The organism is Caulobacter sp. ALps2 (assembly GCF_058681635.1).
Genome location: NZ_CM178743.1, coordinates 1,359,121 through 1,376,202 on the forward strand (window position 1 = coordinate 1,359,121; position 17,082 = coordinate 1,376,202).

At 69.4% G+C, this 17,082-nt stretch carries 11 protein-coding genes and 1 pseudogene; 5 read left to right on the forward strand and 7 right to left on the reverse strand.

Translation table 11 applies throughout. The annotated features are described in order from the left end of the window. Positions 1-51 precede the first annotated feature (51 nt). Both maiA and ACW173_RS06380 read left to right on the forward strand, forming a co-directional pair. A complete protein-coding gene (maiA, locus tag ACW173_RS06375) occupies positions 52-684 on the forward strand; it encodes a maleylacetoacetate isomerase (protein ID WP_492084021.1) in 633 nt (210 codons plus the stop codon). Next, entirely contained in the window at positions 685-1,344 is a 660-nt protein-coding gene (locus ACW173_RS06380) for a carbonic anhydrase (protein WP_492084022.1), read from the forward strand. It abuts the gene before it with no gap. A 146-nt stretch (positions 1,345-1,490) separates the two neighbouring features. Here ACW173_RS06380 and pbpC read toward each other — a convergent pair whose 3' ends face one another. The 4 genes from pbpC to ACW173_RS06400 form a co-directional block, all read right to left on the reverse strand. Then, on the reverse strand, positions 1,491-3,539 hold the full coding sequence (gene pbpC, locus ACW173_RS06385; RefSeq protein WP_492084023.1) for a penicillin-binding protein 1C: 2,049 nt from the start codon (positions 3,537-3,539) through the stop codon (positions 1,491-1,493). Beyond that, positions 3,536-8,617 (reverse strand): alpha-2-macroglobulin family protein, encoded by a 5,082-nt coding sequence (locus ACW173_RS06390; protein WP_492085930.1) that lies wholly within the window; start codon positions 8,615-8,617, stop codon positions 3,536-3,538. Before ACW173_RS06390 ends, pbpC begins: the two co-directional genes overlap by 4 nt. 101 nt (positions 8,618-8,718) lie before the next feature. Beyond that, a complete protein-coding gene (locus ACW173_RS06395; protein WP_492084024.1) occupies positions 8,719-9,549 on the reverse strand; it encodes a carbonic anhydrase in 831 nt (276 codons plus the stop codon). Positions 9,550-9,623: 74 nt separating this feature from the next. Then, positions 9,624-10,097, reverse strand: coding sequence for an Lrp/AsnC family transcriptional regulator (locus ACW173_RS06400; RefSeq protein ID WP_492084025.1), 474 nt, complete (start codon positions 10,095-10,097; stop codon positions 9,624-9,626). Between the two features lie 119 nt (positions 10,098-10,216). On the opposite strand from ACW173_RS06400, the gene ald reads away from it, so the two are divergent. Beyond that, positions 10,217-11,329: an alanine dehydrogenase gene (gene ald / locus ACW173_RS06405; protein ID WP_492084026.1), complete on the forward strand. Its 1,113-nt coding sequence runs from the start codon at positions 10,217-10,219 to the stop codon at positions 11,327-11,329. Between the two features lie 63 nt (positions 11,330-11,392). On the opposite strand, the gene ACW173_RS06410 is transcribed toward ald, so the two are convergent. Together ACW173_RS06410 and ACW173_RS06415 are read right to left on the reverse strand one after the other, a co-directional pair. Next, positions 11,393-12,097, reverse strand: a complete 705-nt coding sequence (locus tag ACW173_RS06410; RefSeq protein ID WP_492084027.1) for a glycosyltransferase family protein — start codon at positions 12,095-12,097, stop codon at positions 11,393-11,395. 157 nt (positions 12,098-12,254) lie between these two features. Beyond that, entirely contained in the window at positions 12,255-13,133 is an 879-nt protein-coding gene (locus ACW173_RS06415) for a bifunctional regulator KidO (protein ID WP_492084028.1), read from the reverse strand. Here ACW173_RS06415 and ACW173_RS06420 point away from each other — a divergent pair. Further along, a pseudogene (locus ACW173_RS06420) lies at positions 13,126-14,207 on the forward strand (XdhC family protein). The gene ACW173_RS06415 and the pseudogene ACW173_RS06420 overlap by 8 nt on opposite strands. Here ACW173_RS06420 and ACW173_RS06425 read toward each other — a convergent pair. Next, the gene (locus ACW173_RS06425) at positions 14,204-14,959 is read right to left on the reverse strand and encodes a creatininase family protein (protein WP_492084029.1); all 756 of its coding nucleotides are present in this window, start codon (positions 14,957-14,959) and stop codon (positions 14,204-14,206) included. The pseudogene ACW173_RS06420 and the gene ACW173_RS06425 overlap by 4 nt on opposite strands. Before the next feature lie 131 nt (positions 14,960-15,090). Between ACW173_RS06425 and acs the strand changes: the two genes are divergently transcribed. Continuing rightward, entirely contained in the window at positions 15,091-17,031 is a 1,941-nt protein-coding gene (gene acs / locus ACW173_RS06430) for an acetate--CoA ligase (RefSeq protein WP_492084030.1), read from the forward strand. Positions 17,032-17,082: the final 51 nt, after the last annotated feature.

A 17,082-nucleotide genomic window follows, 5' to 3' on the forward strand; every position in this document is an offset into this window, starting at 1 on the left:
AAGTGGACGCCGGTTTCGGCGCCCGTCACGCGACAAACAAGAAAGGCTTGCATGAAGCTCGTCCTGCACAGCGCCAAGCGCGCCAGCGCGCCCTATCGGGTGCGGATCGGCCTGAACCTGAAGGGCCTGCCTTACGCGCTGCGGCCCGTGGACCTGGTGGCCAACGCCCATCACGAGCCCGACTACCGCGCCCTGAACGCACAGGCCCTGGTGCCGACTCTGGAAGTCGACGGCCGCCCTCTGACCCAGAGCCTAGCCATCCTGGAATGGCTGGACGAGGTCTCGCACGAGCCCGCCCTGCTGCCGGCCACGGCCTACGAGCGGGCCATCGTGCGCGGCATGGCCGAGATCATCGCCTGCGACATCCACCCGCTGAACAATCTGCGCATCCTGCGTCAGCTGACGGCGCTGGAGATCGGCGAGACCGACCGCAACGCCTGGGTCGCCCGCTGGATCAGCGACGGCTTCCGGGCGCTGGAGCCGATGGTCGCCAAGCACTCGGGCGGCTTCGCGTTCGGCGACGCGCCGGGCCTGGTCGACTGCCTGCTGGTGCCGCAGGTGTTCAACGCCGGCCGTTTCAACGTCGACCTCTCTCCCTTCCCGGCGATCCAGGCCGCCGCCGCCCGCGCGGCCAAGCACCCGGCCATCGCCGCCGCCCATCCAGACCATCATCCGGAGCGCTAGATGCTTGAGGACCTGAAATCCAACAACCGCGCCTGGTCGAAGAGCAAGACCCAGATCGACCCGGAGTTCTTCAAGCGCCTGGAGAACCAGCAGAGCCCGGAATATCTGTGGATCGGCTGCAGCGACAGTCGCGTGCCGGCCAATGAGATCGTCGGCCTGGATCCGGGCGAGCTGTTCGTCCACCGCAACGTGGCCAACCTGGCCCCGCCGCAGGACGCCAACTACCTCAGCGTGCTGCAGTTCGCGGTCGACGTGCTGAAGGTCAAGCACATCATGGTCGTCGGCCACTATGGCTGTGGCGGCGTCGCGGCGGCCATCGACGGCCAGCGCCGGGGCCTGGTCGACCACTGGCTGCACCCGATCCGCGAGGTCCATGCCGAGCACAAGCACGCCCTGGAAGCTATCGGCGACAAGCGCGAGATGCTCGACCGCCTGACCGAACTGAACGTCGCCCGCCAGGTGCGCAACGTCGCCGCCGACGTCTTCGTCCAGGACGCCTGGGCGCGCGGCCAGTCGCTGGCCGTGCATGGCTGGGTCTATTCGCTGGCCGACGGCCTGGTGAACGACCTCGACATCGGCATCGCCAGCCGCGAGGACTATGAGCGCACGGTCGCCGACACGATGGTGCAAGACCGACCGTTCTGGAAGCGGGACGAGTAGGTCCAACTCCTAACCTACCCGTCATCCCGCGCTTTATGCGCGGGACCCATGGTTCAGCTTCCACGTGAGAGCGTGAGCCCGCACTTCACCTGCGGCGGACAAATGGGTCCCGCGAACAAGTCGCGGGATTACGGCTATGGGTGTGGTCAGTTTCCCTTGATCCGCACCTTGGCGGTCGCCCGGCGCCCTTGCGCGTCCACCACCGACAACTTGTAGAAGCCCGGCGCGGCCGGCTTCCAGATGGCGCGGCCGCTGATCGGATCCAGGTCAAGCGGCTGGCCTTCCACGTACCAGGTCAGGCCCTCCCCCTCGGCGGCGAGCACTAGGCCTCGCGCCTTGGAGCCCAGGGCGTCGACCTGCACCGACGCGCCGTCGGGCGGGAAGATCAGGCGTGGGCCGGCGTGCTCGGCCCGCAGGTTCTGGAGCGCCAGCGGCGCCGACTTCGGAGCGATCGGGCGCGGGGCCGAGGACGCGGTCCCGATGGCGTCGGCGACATCGAACAGCAGCGGCAGGGCCGCGTCACGTCCGGTCAGTCCGCCCCGCGCGCCGCCATCGGCCCTGCCCGTCCAGACCAGGATCGCATAGCCGCCGACCACCCCGGCCGCCACCGCGTCGCGGAAGCCGTACGAGGTGCCCGTCTTGAACGCCATCGACGGCCCGCCACGCGTTAGGGCCGACGGCGCACGGCCGCGCGGGGCCGGGGCTTCACGCAGGATGTCCAGCACCTGGCTTGCCGCCTCGGGACGGACCAGGCGGTGACCGCTCGAATGCTCGCGGGTCTTGGCCTCGTCCTCGGTCCAGGCCAGCGGCTTGGCGATGCCGCCGTCGCCGAGCGCCGCGTACAGCATGACGAGGTCGCGCCAGGTGATGCCTTCACCGCCCAGCGCCAGGGCCAGCCCGGCCTCCTTCAGCTGCGCCTTCGGACGCGCCAGATGCGCCCCGGCGGCCTCGATACGGCCGGCGAAGGTCTCGGGCCCCAGCTTCTCCAGGGTGGCGACGGCCGGGACGTTCAGCGAGTGGGCCAGGGCTTCGCGCACCGTGACCTTGTCGTGGAAGACCCGGTCAAAGTTCTCGGGCTGGTAGTCGGCGAAGCGGGTCGCGCTGTCGGCCAGTTGGGTGTCGGCGGCGACCAGGCCATCGTCCATGGCCATGGCGTAGATGAAGGGCTTCAGGGCCGAGCCCGGCGAACGCAGGGCGCGGGTCATGTCGACCCAGCCGCCGGCCCGATCGCGGCCGGCCGAACCGACGGCGGCGCGGACGGCGCGGTTCCTGATCTCGACCACCAGGATGGCGGCGGTGGCGTCCGGCCCTTGCGCGCCCGCCACGGCGGCGGCCATCGGCTCCAGCCGTGACTGGAGATCGGCGTCGAGGGTCGAGACCACGCTGGCCTGGTTGGCGGGCGCGTCGCGGGCCAGCTCGCCGGCGACGTGCCAGGCCAGGGCCGGGAAGGGCGTGCGGCGCGGCAGCGGTTCGTTCTCGGCTTCGTAGGCGGCGGCCTGTGAAATGGCGCGCGCTCGGACCATCTTGTCCAGCACAGCGGCTCTTGCGCGCTTGGCGGCCTCGGGTCGGCGGTCGGGACGGCGGGCCTCGGGCGACTGCGGCAGGGCGATCAGGAGCGCCTGCTCGCCGTCGGTCAGGCTGCTGGGCTCATGGCCGAAATAGCTGAGGCTGGCCGCCCGCGCGCCTTCTAGATTGCCGCCATAGGGGGCGAGCGTCAGGTACAGCGCCAGGATCTCGCGCTTGGACAGCCGCGACTCCAGCTGCACCGCGCGGACCATCTCGATCAGCTTCGCCCCGACGGTTCGGGGTCTCGGCTCAAGGAGTCGCGCCGTCTGCATGGTCAGGGTCGAGGCCCCGGAGGTCACGCGGCCATGGACCACCGCCGAGCCGATCGCCCGCGTCAGCGACAACGGGTCGACGCCCAGGTGCCAGAAGAACCGGGCGTCCTCGACCTTGATCAGGCGTCTTTGAAAGGTTTCGTCGGTGCGCTGGAGATCCGCCCGGATCCGCCACCGCCCGTCTTCGACCGGCAGAGCGCGCAGCCAGGTCCCGCGCCGATCCAGGGTGACCGGCGAGGAGTGCCTGGCCCGCGTCATGTCAGGCGGAAAGACCGCGCTGAGCGTGAACAGCGTGACCTCGACGGCGAGGGCGATCACCAGGCCTTTGGTGATCGCCCCAACACTAGGTCTCTTCACTGCCCCGGCGCGATCGTCGCGCGCGAGGCTTCCGAGCGGCCGACCACCGCCGGACGATACATGTCCTTGGCCACCGCGCCCGGCAGGAAGAAGCTGCCCGGCGTCACCGCTCGGGCCACATAGGCCAGGGCGAACGCCTTGCCGCCTTCTAGGTCCAGCGCGGCGATGAAGCGGTCGTCGCGGCTTTCCTGGACGTCGGCGGCGGTCAGCTGGCCGAGGAACTTGAACGGACCGTTCTGGGCGTCGTCGGCGCCCAGGGTGGTCTCGATCTCGAAGCCGGCGGGCAGGGCGTCGTCGACCACCAGGGCGGTCGAGCGGGCCTGCTGGTTGGAGCCCGAGACCAGAACGATGATCCGATCGCCCTGGCGGATGGTCGCCGGATCGATCGCGCCGCCGCCCATCGACAGCAGGCGCTTGGACACCGACAGGCCCTGAGCCGTAGCCCCCGGCGCCGAGGTCGGCGTGCCACGCACCGACACCGTCCGCCACAGCACGCCCTTGCCGGTGTTGGTAAAGCGGGCGTCGGCCAGCTTGCCCACCGCCCAGCGCGGCGCGCCGCCGGCCGGCGGCAGGGGGTTGGCGCCCTTGGCGTCGATCGACATCGGACCCGAGGCCCGGATCAGGGCGTTGGCCGCGTGCAACAGCGCCGCCTGCTCCTGGGTGTTCAGGGCGTCGGGATCCTTGCTGACATTCTCGAGGCGCGCCTGCATCTGGCGCGCGATGTCCATCATGTTGGACTCGGCGGCCAGGGCGGTGACCAACGCGGTGTCGCGCAGGGTCGACTGGTACCAGTCCTGCTCATCACGATAGCCCAGCGAGGAGACCGCCTGGCGCATGGCCGAGCGGGCCCGGGCGTTGTCGCCCATGCGGGCCAGGCCCGCGGCGACATAGGCCTTGGCGACCGGCTGGCTCTCGTCCTTCATCTGCACGTCGTGCCACCAGCGCAGGCGGGCCAGGTCGCCCTTGCCGGCCTTGGCCATCACATAGAGGGCGTAGGCGCTGGCGCGGCGGCGCATGCGTTCGGTGGCCTTCCTGGAGGCGTCCTCGTTGCTCGCCCACCAGCCCGGATACTCCATGCGATAGGCGACCGAGGCCCAGCCTTCCGGCCGGCTGACCTGGCGCATGGCCGAGACCGCCTTGTCGATGGCGTTGTCGGGCACGGCGACGCCTTGCGCCTTGGCCTCCAGCAGGAAGTCGACGACATAGGCGCCCAGCCACGGGTCAGCCTCGCCGTCGCCGACCCGCCACAGGCCGAAGGCGCCGTCCAGGGTCTGGCGATCCAAGAGCTTGCCCACCGCGCCGGCGAGAGCCGCCGGGGTGCGCTTCAGCTTGGGATCGTTCGAGAAGGTCTGGGCGTACAGCAGCGGATAGGCCGTCGAGACCAGTTGCTCGGTGCAGCCGTACGGATAGCGCTGCAGCGCCACCGCGATCGCCGAGGGGTCGAAGCCTCGGATCGGCGAATAGCTGACCTGCATGGTCACGTCGCCCGCCGCCAGGCCAGATAGCAGGCTGTAGGACGGCGTGAAGGCCTCGCCCGGACGCTGGATCTCGGTGGTGGCGCGCACCACGTCGCCCCAGCCCAGGCGGGTCTGGATCGGATAGTCCTTGCTGGTCTCGAAGCCCGGACCGGCGACCTTGAAGCCGATCTTGCCAATGCCGGTGACGTCCGGCGCCAGGAAGGAGATCTTCTCGGCGATGCGCTGGCCCAGGATCAGCTGGAACACCTTCTTGAAGGCGACCTTCAGCCCGTTGGTCGAGAAGGCCTCGGCGGTATAGGCGCCCGGCTTGCCCTCGACATTGTGCAGCTCCAGCGTGGCGTAGGCCTGGTCGCCCGGCGCCAGGAAGCGCGGCAGGTTCAGGTCGGCCACCACCGGCTGGCGCACGGTCAGGGGCTTGGAGGCCGAGCCGACGGCGGTGTCGGTCCAGGCCACCGCCTGGATGCGCAGTTCGCCGTTGAAGTCGGCGGCCGGCAGCTTGATCACCGCCTTGCCGTCCAGGCCCGTCTCGACCACGCCGGACCACAGGGCCACGGTCTTGATCGGCGTGGTCGTCAGGCCTTCGCCGCCGACCTCGTCGCCGCCGAAGTTGACATTGGCCGGCGCGCCCATGTTCGGGTCGAGCAGGCGGCCATAGTCGTCGCGATAGTTCAGGGTCAGGGCCCGCTTGCCGAAGTACCACTTCACCGGGTCGGGGCTGTCCTGGCGGGTCAGGCGCAGGATGCCCTCGTCCACCGCCGCGATGGTGACGCGGGCCTTCTGGCCAAAGCCCATGCCGGTCACCTTCACGGGGATCTCGACCGGGGCCTTGCTGTCGATCTTGGTCGGCGTGCCCAGGTCCACCGTCAGCTTGCGGCCCTTGGGGTCGAGCGGGACATAGACGAGACCGAGCGCGCGGCGCGGCTTGGGCGAGGCGACCGGGTCACGCGGCTGGATGACGCTGACCATGATATAGGCCCCGCCGCCCCAGGCGGCCGAGGTCTTCAGGCGCACGGTGGTTCCGTTCTCGCCGACGGACACGGTCTTCAGGTCGATCAGGCGATCGGTGGCGACCGCGACCTGAGCCTCGCCGGCATAGGGCGGCTTGAGGGTGATCTCGACCGTGTCGCCTTGCGAATAGGTCCGCGTCCCGGCCGACACGCGAACCACGTCCGGCGCCTCGCCCTCGCGAGCGGGCGCGCCCCAGCCGGCCGAGAAGCGGGTGACGGTCTTGGCGCCATCCGCGCCCTCGACCTCGAGGCGGTAGTCGCCCCAACCCAGGCGGCGGGTGAACTTGGCCGACTGGCCCGCGCCGATGTTCACTTGAGCCTTGGCCACGATCGCGTCGCGGCTGCTGCGGCGCCACTGCCAGCGGCCGTTCTGCTGGAACCAGTCATAGTCCCAGCGCTCGGCCACCAGGGTGTAGGTGGCGGTCGCGCCGATGCGCTGGCCGGCGGCGTTGACGGCGATGATGTCGAGGCTGACGGGCGGATCGCCCTTGCCGGCCTCGCCCTGGTCGACCTTGACGCCGTAGTAGACGGATTTCGATCGCACCTTCAGGTCCAGCCCTTCGCGGACCGGACGGCCGCCCGGCTCGAACACCGAGGCCGTGACCGAGGCCACCAGCGGCTGGGCGGTGTCGCCCGCCTCGGTGGTCCCGACCGACAGGATCGCCCGGCCCTCGCCGTCGGTGACGGTCGAGCCCAGGTCGATATATTTCTCGTCGAAGGTCTTGGACTGGTCGCCCCATTCGAAGCCCTTATAGGCCGGGAACGGGTCGCTGTCGGCGCGCAGGCGGGCCTCGCCTTGCGTCTGCAGGCCAGCGCCCGGCGCGCCGTAGAGGAAGCGGGCCGAGACGTCGACCTTGCGGGTCTCGCCGGCCGCGACCGGAACGGATTCCTGGCCCGTGGCGGTGACCGCCAGGCGTTGCGGCGCGAAGTCCTCGACCGAGAACGACAGGCTGCCGGTCGCGTCCTCGATGCCCTCGATATGCAGCTCGGCGGTCCAGCGTCCGCGCGGGGCCGAGCGGGGCAGGGCGATGTCGGCCAGCACCGCGCCGGCGTTGGCCTGGCTGAACGGATAACGCTTGAACTCGACGCCCGAGGGCCGCTTGACGAGGATCTCGCCCTTGCGGTCGGTCACGGCCTTGGCCATGCGGTCGCGGACCATGGCGGTCAGGTGGACGGTCTCGCCCGGCCGATAGATGCCGCGGTCGGCATAGAGGTAGCCGTCGATGTCGGCCGCCACGCTGCGTCCGTCGACGCCGCCCTCGGTGCGGCCGCCCACGCCCTGCTTGGACAGGTCGACCGGCGAACGGTCCAGGTCCAGCACGGCCAGATCGCCTTGCGGGCCATAGGCCATGACCATCTTGGCGCGCTCGGCGCCCTGGCCCTTCAAGAGCGGACGCAGGAACCGCACACGGCCGTCGGCGTCGCTCTTGGCCTCGGCCAGGGGCTCGCCGTCGGCGGCGACCAAGGCCACGTTGACGCCCGACAGGGTCTTGGCGCTCTTCAGCGAGCGGACCACGACATCCAGGCTTTCCGAGCCGTCATAGCCGAGCAGGGCCATGTCGGTGAACACGATCCAGCGGCGAGCCTGGGCCGGATTGTTGTCGCCGTTGTCAGCGTCGGGATCGCGGCCGCCCGAGACGTCGCGCGCCTTGATCACGAAGGCGCCGGCCTTCATGTCCTTCAGCACCGCGCCCAGCGGGAAGACGGTGGTGGCCTTCTGGCCGGTCGCGCCGCCGGTCACGGGAACGGTTCCCTTCCACACGCGGCGCCCGTCGTCGCCCACGGCGTCGTCGCCATAGTCGCCGGCCCAGTCGCCCTCGCCGGTCGGATCGGGCGCGCTGATCGACTTGCGGACCAGGTTGCGGTCCGGCACCCGCCAGACCTCGATGGCCAGCGTCTGGACATTGATCGTCTCGATGGCGACCCCGTCGGCCTCCTCGCGCGGCAGGATCACGCCGTCGCCGGCGAAGCCGACATACGGCGGCTTCTCGCCAAAGGTGAAGTCGACATCGGCATTGGCGGCGAGCGCCTCACCGCCCTTGGCCGGCAGGCCCTTGAGCAGGGTGATGCGGTGATCCGTGAAGCCGACGCCGCCCAGGCACAGTTCGTCGCCCTTCACGCGCACCGAGGGCTGGCGGCCGATGTCCGGCGAGACCAGCACGAAGTCGGCATAGGACTTGGACGGATCCAGGTCCTTGCTCATGCGGATGCAGGCCAAGGGATCGGAACCGGAGCTGTCGACGCGCGTCTGCCAGACCGCGAAACCGTCCGGCTTGGGAATGCCGCGACGTGGGGCGTTGGCGCCCCGAGGCTTGCCGAACAGCGACCAGGTCTCGCCCTTGACCGCCGCCGCCCCGGCCGGCTTGCCGCCGCCGAAGAACAGGCCGCCCTTGCCGACCGCGAAACCACCGCCGAATCCGACGACCAGCGAGGCCGCCACGGCGATCGCCACCGGGCCTTTCAGCGCAGCGGGCCAACGCTCGGCGACCTGGGCGCGGAAACCGTCCCAACGCGCCTTGAGGGATGACCCCGTGAAGGAAGGCTGGGTGTCGCGACCGCCTTCCGGCGGCGTCTCGTCCGTCGACATCCGTATCTTCCCTCGACCCGCGCAGATTCAAGGCGGACTTGAACCTAAGCGGGACCGGGGGTCAACGGCGGTCGAATGACAGCGTTACGTTGAATGCTCAAGCTTGATCAGGCGTCGAACGACACCACGCCCGTGGCCAGGTCGTAGCAGGCCGAGACGACCTTCAGGCGGCCTTCCTCGATGCGTTCGGCCAGAACGCCGTCGGCGATCTTCAGGCGGCCGGCGATGTCGCGGACGTTACGGCGGATGGCGGCGTCCTGCAGGTCGGCGGGATGGGTCTCGTCGGCCTCCAGCACGGCCGGAATGATCGGCAGCACCATCTCGTGCAGCGAGCCGTGCAGCTCGGTATGCTTCTTGGCGACGTCCACGGCCGCGCCGACGGCGCCGCACTTGGTGTGGCCCAGGACGACGATCAGCGGCGCGCCCAGGTGCTCAACGGCGTAGACGATCGAGCCGAGTCCTTCGCGGCTGACGGTCGAGCCGGCGACGCGGATCACGAACAGTTCGCCCAGATTGCAGTCGAAGATCAGCTCCGGCGCGGTGCGGCTGTCGGCGCAGCCGATCACCACCGCGAACGGCTTCTGGCCCTTGGACAGCTCGTTGACCCGCGCCAGGGTCGGCAGGATCAGGTTGGCCCCGCCGCGGGCGAAGATGGCGTTGCCGTGTTTCAGGCGGCCCATGGCCTCGTCGGGCGTGACCTCTTGCGCGGGCGCGACGTGCGCGGCCGGGGCGTGGGCCGGATCGGCCTCCATTGGCTTGACGCTGGCCATGGCCCGGTCGAGGGCGGCCTTGTCCGTCGGCTGGTGCTTGAGGGCGCTGGACGTGCGGCGGCCCTTCTTGGTCAGCAGGCTGGGCGAATGGCCATCGCCCTCCGCGAACGCCAGGGCCGGAGCAGCCAGGCCGGCCAGAGCCCCCAGCAGGAGTCGTCTCGAAACCATCTCGTCCCCCGACGCGGTTTGAATGTCGGGGTGAATGTTATGACTCAACAGCTCAGGATAGGTTAATCACATCCTCACAGCGGCAATTCAGCGCGCTTTACGACCGTGCGCATGGCGATGCTGCTGCTGACGCGCACCACGCCGGGGATGCGGGTCAGCTCCTGGGCGTGCACCCTCTCGAGATCGTCGACGTCGCGCACCACCAGCCGCAACAGATAGTCCGAGCCGCCGGTCATCAGATAACACTCGGCCACCTCGCGGACATTGGCGATGGCTCTCTCGAAGGCGCTCAGCGCGCTTTCGGCCTGGGACGACAGGGTGACCGTGACGAAGACGCTGAGCGGCAGGCCCACGGCCCGCTCGTCGATCACCGCCGCATAACGCCCGATGACCCCCGCCTCCTCCAGCGCCCGCACGCGGCGAAGGCACGCGGACTCGGAAAGATTCACCGCCTCGGCCATTTCCACATAGCTGGCGCGGCCACGTCGCTGCAGCAGGTGGAGGAGTTTCCGGTCGAAACCGTCAAGGTCAACGGCGGTTTTCTTCATCCGAAATCCATAGCACGCGGGAATCCTGCACAACAGCGGCCTGTGGACACGAAATCACCAGGGAAACTGCGCTATCTTGAGCGCACAGTCCCGGTCAAAGCGCTTTTGGAGGAAGCATCATGCGCGTTGGCGTCCCTTCCGAGATCAAACCGGGCGAACACCGAGTCGGTCTCACCCCCACGGCCGTCCGTGAATATGTCGGTCACGGCCACACCGTCCTCGTCCAGTCGGGGGCCGGCCTCGGCGCCGGCTATGCCGACGACGTCTACGTCAAGGCGGGCGCGACCATCGCCCCCGACGCCGCCGCGGTCTTCGCCGGCGCGGACATGATCGTGAAGGTCAAGGAGCCGCAGAAGGTCGAGTGGGAGAAGCTCGAACCGCGCCACATCCTCTTCACCTACCTGCACCTGGCGCCCGATCCCGCCCAGACCGAAGGCCTGCTGAAGAGTGGCGCCGCCGCCATCGCCTACGAGACCGTCACCGACGCGCGCGGCGGCCTGCCGCTGCTGGCCCCGATGTCGGAAGTGGCCGGCCGGATCGCCGTGTTCTCGGCGGCCGAGACCCTGCTCAAGCACAATGGCGGCATGGGCCTGCTGCTCTGTGGCGTGCCCGGCGTGCCCCCGGCCCGCGTGGTCGTGCTGGGCGGCGGCGTGGTCGGCTCCAACGCCGCCCGCATGGCCGCCGGCCTGGGCGCCGAGGTCGTGGTGCTGGAGCGCTCGATCCCGCGCATGCGCGAGCTGGACGACCTGTACCAAGGCCGGATCCTGACCCGCTATTCGACCTTCGCCGCCGTCGAGGAGGAGATCCTCAAGGCCGACGTGATCATCGGCGCGGTGCTGACCGCCGGCGCGGCCGCCCCCAAGCTGGTCCGGCGCGAACACCTGAAGCAGATGAAGCCGGGTTCGGTGCTGGTGGACGTCTCGATCGACCAGGGCGGCTGCTTCGAGACCAGCAAGCCGACCACCCACGCCGAACCGACCTACACGGTCGACGGCGTCGTCCACTATTGCGTGGCCAACATGCCCGGCGCGGCCCCGCGCACTTCGTCGGAAGCCCTGGGCAACGCCACCCTGCCGTTCGGCCTGGCGTTGGCCGACAAGGGCCTGGACGCGCTGAAGACCAACGTCCACCTGGCGCGCGGCCTCAATGTCCTGAACGGCGAACTGACCCACCCGGCCGTGGCCGAGGCGCTGGGCAAGACATCGGTGGATCCCTACGGGGCCTGGAAGTAGTCTAGACAGCAGAAGGGCGCCGCGCGGAACCGCACGGCGCCCTTCTTGTATTCTGGAGGGCCTCTAGGCCGCGAAGCGCGCGATGTCCTGGCGGCTTTCGACCAGATCCAGCACGTCGCCCATGCGGAAGCCCGGATCACCCGCGTGCAGGGCGTCATAGACCGAACGGGCGAAGGCGAGGTCGGCGGCGGTCTTGACCCGCCAATCCAGCTTCGACCAGTCGCGGGCGGCCTTCAGGTGGGCCTGGCTCCAGCGTTGCGGCTGAGCGCGAATGGCGGCGGTCGGCGAGATGCGGGCCGTGGGATCGCGCTCCTCGGCGGCGGCGTCGCGCAGGACGTTCGCCTTGATCACCTCGACCTCGAGGCCGACCGGGAACGTGCGATGCACGCGGTTGGACGTGTAGTCGGCGCCGCTGGCCAGGGCCATGCGGACGGCGTCGTCGACAATGCCCGGATCCATGAACGGCGCGTCGCCCTTCAGGCGGACCACATGGCTGACCGAGCTGATCGCCTCGGCGCAGCGGGCGATGCGCGCCAGAATGTCCGCGCCAGCCCCGCGATGGACGGTGTGGCCGCGCGAGACCAGGAAACCAGCCAGGGCGTCATCGGCCGTGTCGGTGCTGGTCGCGACGATGATCTTGGAAAGGCAGCGCGCGCCGCGCAGGCGCTCCAGCTGGCGCACGATCATCGGCTGGCCCTGGAGGGTGGCCATCGACTTGCCTGGCAACCGGGACGAACCCATGCGGGCCTGCAGGACAGCGAGGATCATGACGCATTTCCCTTCGTTGGGGATAAAGCTAGACAAGACTCATAAAACTCAAGTGAATCAAAAACTTACAGGACCTTAATCGACAAGCTTAATCGGCGCGCGAGGAAGCGCGCGGCCCGCGGACCGTCACAGTGTCGCTGGTGATTCTAGGCGTGGATCAGGCGACCCAACGTCGCGGGTCGAGCGCGACCGGATCGTCGATGGCCATCTCGTCCCAGTCGAGGTCCGGCGGCGGGCTCGAAGCGGCGGCGACCACGGCCGACAGCTCGGCGGCCGAGTTGACGCCGACCAGCACGGCCGAGCCTTCCGGACGCGACAGGGCGAAGCCCAGGGCGGCCTGGAGCGGATCCGAGCGGCCCTCGGCGATCATGCGGCGCACGCGCGACAGGCGGCCCGAGGCGCCCTTCAACTGGGCCGGGACGCGGTCGGGCGGCAGGAACAGCAGGCCGTTCAGGAAGATCGAGCGCAGATGCACCTCGACGCCCATGCCGGCGATGCGCTGCAGCGAGCCATCGGCCAGCAGGCGCTGGTCGAGCAGCGAGGCCGGGGCTTGCAGGATATCGGGCTTGAAGCGCCTGGCGACGCCGACCGGATCGTCGGTGGCGTGAGCCGCGACGCCGATCTTGGCGAACAGGCCCTGGTCCTTCAGGCGGTGCAGGCGGTCCCATAGGGCCGCGCCGTGCGCGCCGAACAGCTCCGAGGGCGAATGAACGATGATCGAATCGGCGCGCTCGACGCCGATGCGGCGCAGCGTGGCGCGGGCCTCGGCCTCGACATAGTCGGGGCCACGATCGGCGCGGGCGGTGGCCAGCGTGATGCGGAAGGGGGCCGGACGCGGAATGAGGTCGCCCAGCAGGGTCTCGGCGCGACCGAACAGCCCGGAGGCGTCCAGCACCGACAGGCGGGCGCGGGCGGCGATATTGAGAATGTCGCGCGTCTCGGCTTCAGGCGAACGGCCGCGCGGCGCCGACGAGCTTCCGCCGTCGAGGCCAAACTGAGCAGCCGCCAGACCGAGTTTTGTGACCGAAATGGACATCGCCATCCGTGCGCGAAAACACCAACAGATGCGAACGGTACGCGCCAAGGTTTGAACATCCGGTTTCTGGAAACTTGCCGAGGCGTTAACATCGCCATGATGACCGACGATCGCTTTGACGACACATGGCCCATGCACGGCATGGCCGACGACGCCCGCCCGGCCTTGGCCGCGGCGCTTTCCAGGGGTCCCGCGGCCCTCGCCACCATCATCGCCCTGGGCGGCGGCGGACCACGTCCGGTCGACGCCCAGATGGTGTTCGGCGAAAAAATTGTTTCGGGCTTCCTCTCCGGAGGTTGCATCGAGGCCGACGTCGAGGTGCACGCCAGGGCCTGCCTCGCCGATGGCCAGCCGCGCCGCCTGGTCTACGGCGAAGGCAGCCCCTGGCCCGACATTCGCCTGCTGTGCGGCGCGCGCATCGAGATCCTGGTCGAGAAGATCGCGCCCGACGATCCGGCGGCGCGGACCCTTCTGGACCTTGCCGCCGCCCGGGCTCCGGCCTTCTGGGTCACCGATGGCTTGAAGCGCCTGTGCGTCGAGGAACCTCAGGTCCCGTGGCCCGGCGCCTTCGAGCGCGCCTACGACCCGGCCTCGCGCCTGATCGTGCTGGGCGGCGACCCCACGGCCCTGGCGGTGGCCAGTCTTGGCGCGCAGTCGGGTTTCGAGACGCATCTGGTCAGGCCGAAGGGTCCGGAGACCCCGCCGCCCCTGGCCGACGTCGCCTATCGCCGCGAGGCCGCCGGCGAGGCCCTGGCGGCGATCGGCGTGGACCGCTGGACCGCCGTCGCCGTCTGCGGTCACGACATGGCGCTGGACCACGAGGCCCTGCTGGCCGCCCTGCCTTCGCCCGCCCCCTATGTCGGCCTGCTGGGCGCGCGACGCCGCCTGCCCGAGCGGATCGTTCAGCTGAAGGCGGCCGGGCTCTCCGATCGAGACCTCGCCAAGCTGCGCGCCCCGATCGGCCTTGATCTGGGCGGCAAGGCGCCGTTCGAGGTCGCCGTCGCGGTGATTGGCGAGATCATGGCCGCGCGCCACGGCCACCCCGTGATCGCGCGGCGGGTGGTGGAAGCCTAGGCCGGAGCCTTCTCCGCCCCGAACGCGGCGATGTCCTCGAGCAGCGCGTTAGCGGCCATGTCGACCAGTTCGCCGCCTTTCTCGGGCGTGGCCTGGGCCGGGTCCGAGCCCATGCGGCCATCGGCGTAGCGGGCGCGGAAATCCAGGGCCTCGCGGATCGGCCCCGTGGGGGCGATCCGGGGCTCATAGGCCGTGGTCTTGATGGTCTCGGGATAGGCCCACTGGGTCACGGCGATCTCGGAGGGGGTGGCGTGGCTGCCGTGGCCGGTCGGGAATTGGCGGTTGGCCAGGGCGTTGACGCCGGCCAGGTCCCACCAGTTCTTCAGCTTCAGGGCGAACGGCGCGCGGGCCTGGCGGAAGCTGTAGTCGGCGTAGATCTCCGAGAAGGCCGCCTCGATCGAGGCGACGTTGCCGCCGTGGCCGTTCAGAAAATAGATCTTCGTGAAGCCGTGGGCGCCCAGCGACCGCACCCAGTCGCCGATCGCGGCGATGAAGGTCGAGGGCCGCAGGAAGATGGTGCCGGGGAAGGCCAGGTGATGCTGGGCCATGCCGATGTTGAAGGTCGGGGCCACCAGGATCCTGTCGCCGGCCCGCTTGCTGGCCTCGTGGGCGATGATCTCCGGACACAGCCAATCGGTGCCCAGGAGACCCGTCGGGCCATGCTGCTCGTTCGAGCCGATCGGCACGACCACGGTCTGGCTGGTCTTCAGGCGGGTCTCGATCTCGGACCAGGTCGACAGGGCAAGCAGCATCGGGAAACTCCTAGACTATGCCCTTCATCTGGACCTGGCATGGCGATGACGCAAGAAACCGCATTGGTCCGCTTGCACCGCCATCGTCACCGGGGATAACTCCGCCGCAACGAGACAAGGGAGTAGACGGCGTGAGCGACGGACAGGTTTTCCCGGTTCCCCAAGCCTTGGCGGAGAGCGCGCATATCGACGCCGCCGCCTATGAGGCCGCCGTGGCGCGCGTCGAGGCCGATCCCGAAGGCTACTGGCGCGACATCGCCGCCCGGCTGGACTGGATCACGCCGCCCACCAAGATCAAGGACGTCTCCTACGCCAAGGACGACTTCCGCATCCGCTGGTACGAGGACGGCGTCCTCAACGTCTCGGCCAACTGCCTGGACCGCCACCTGCCGGCCAAGAAAGACGACGTCGCCCTGATCTTCGAGGGCGACGAGCCCGGCCATTCCAACACCCTGACCTACGGCCAGTTGCACGAGGAGGTTTGCCGCATGGCCAACGTCCTCAAGGACCTGGGCGTCAAGAAGGGCGACCGGGTCACGATCTACCTGCCGATGGTTCCGCTGGCCGCCGCCGCCATGCTGGCCTGCGCCCGCATCGGCGCGGTGCACTCGGTGGTGTTCGGCGGCTTCTCGCCCGACAGCATCGCCGGCCGCATCCAGGACTGCGAATCCCGCATCGTCATCACCGCCGACCAGGGCCGTCGCGGTGGCAAGCGCGTGCCGCTGAAGGCCAATGTCGACGAGGCGCTGCTGCAGTGCCCCGAGGTCGAGAAGGTGCTGCTGATCGGCTGGACCGGCGCCGAGGTCCCGATCGTCGAAGGCCGCGACGTGGTCTGGGAAAACGTCCGCGACGCTGCTTCGCCCATCTGCGAACCCGAGCCGATGAACGCCGAGGACCCGCTGTTCATCCTCTACACCTCCGGTTCGACGGGGAAGCCCAAGGGCGTGCTGCACACCACCGGCGGCTACCTGGCCTGGGCGTCCTGGACCTTCTGGGCGGTGTTCGACTATCGCGCGGGCGAGGTCTTCTGGTGCACGGCCGACGTCGGCTGGGTCACTGGCCACAGCTATGTCGTCTACGGCCCGCTGGCCAATGGCGGGACCAGCCTGATCTTCGAAGGCGTGCCCAACTATCCGACCCCCAGTCGCTTCTGGGAGGTCATCGACAAGCACAAGGTCGAGATCTTCTACACCGCCCCGACGGCCCTGCGCGCCCTGATGCGGGAGGGCGACGAGCACGTGACCAAGAACGACCTGTCGTCCCTGCGCGTGCTGGGCAGCGTCGGCGAGCCGATCAATCCGGAAGCCTGGCTCTGGTACCACCGCGTGGTCGGCAAGGAACGCCTGCCGATCGTCGACACCTGGTGGCAGACCGAGACCGGCGGCATGCTGATCACGCCGCTGCCGGGAGCCACCGACCTGAAGCCGGGCTCGGCCTCCAAGCCGCTGCCGGGCGTCAAGCCGCAGCTCGTGGACGCCGAAGGCAAGGTCCTGGACGGCGCGACCGAGGGCAACCTCGTCATCACCGACAGCTGGCCGGGTCAGATGCGCACGGTCCATGGCGACCACGGGCGGTTCTTCGAGACCTATTTCTCGACCTATCCCGGCAAGTATTTCACCGGCGACGGCTGCCGCCGCGACGCCGACGGCTATTACTGGATCACCGGCCGGGTCGATGACGTGATCAACGTCTCGGGCCACCGTCTGGGCACGGCCGAGATCGAGAGCGCCCTGGTCGCCCACGAGACCGTCGCCGAGGCGGCCGTGGTCGGCTATCCGCACGACATCAAGGGCCAGGGCGTCTACGCTTACGTGACATTGAAAGCGGGGGTCGAAGCGACGGAGCAGCTCCGCAAGGACCTGATCCTGTGGGTCCGCCACGAGATCGGCCCGTTCGCCGCGCCGGACGTCCTGCAATGGGCGCCCGGCCTGCCCAAGACCCGTTCGGGCAAGATCATGCGCCGCATCCTGCGCAAGATCGCCGAGAACGAACTGGGCAGCCTGGGCGACACCTCGACCCTGGCCGATCCCTCGGTGGTCGACGATCTCGTGAAAAATCGCGCCGGAGCGTGACTTCGTCACGCTCCTCTTCTTCCAAAAAGACCGAAGCCGCGAAAATGCGGC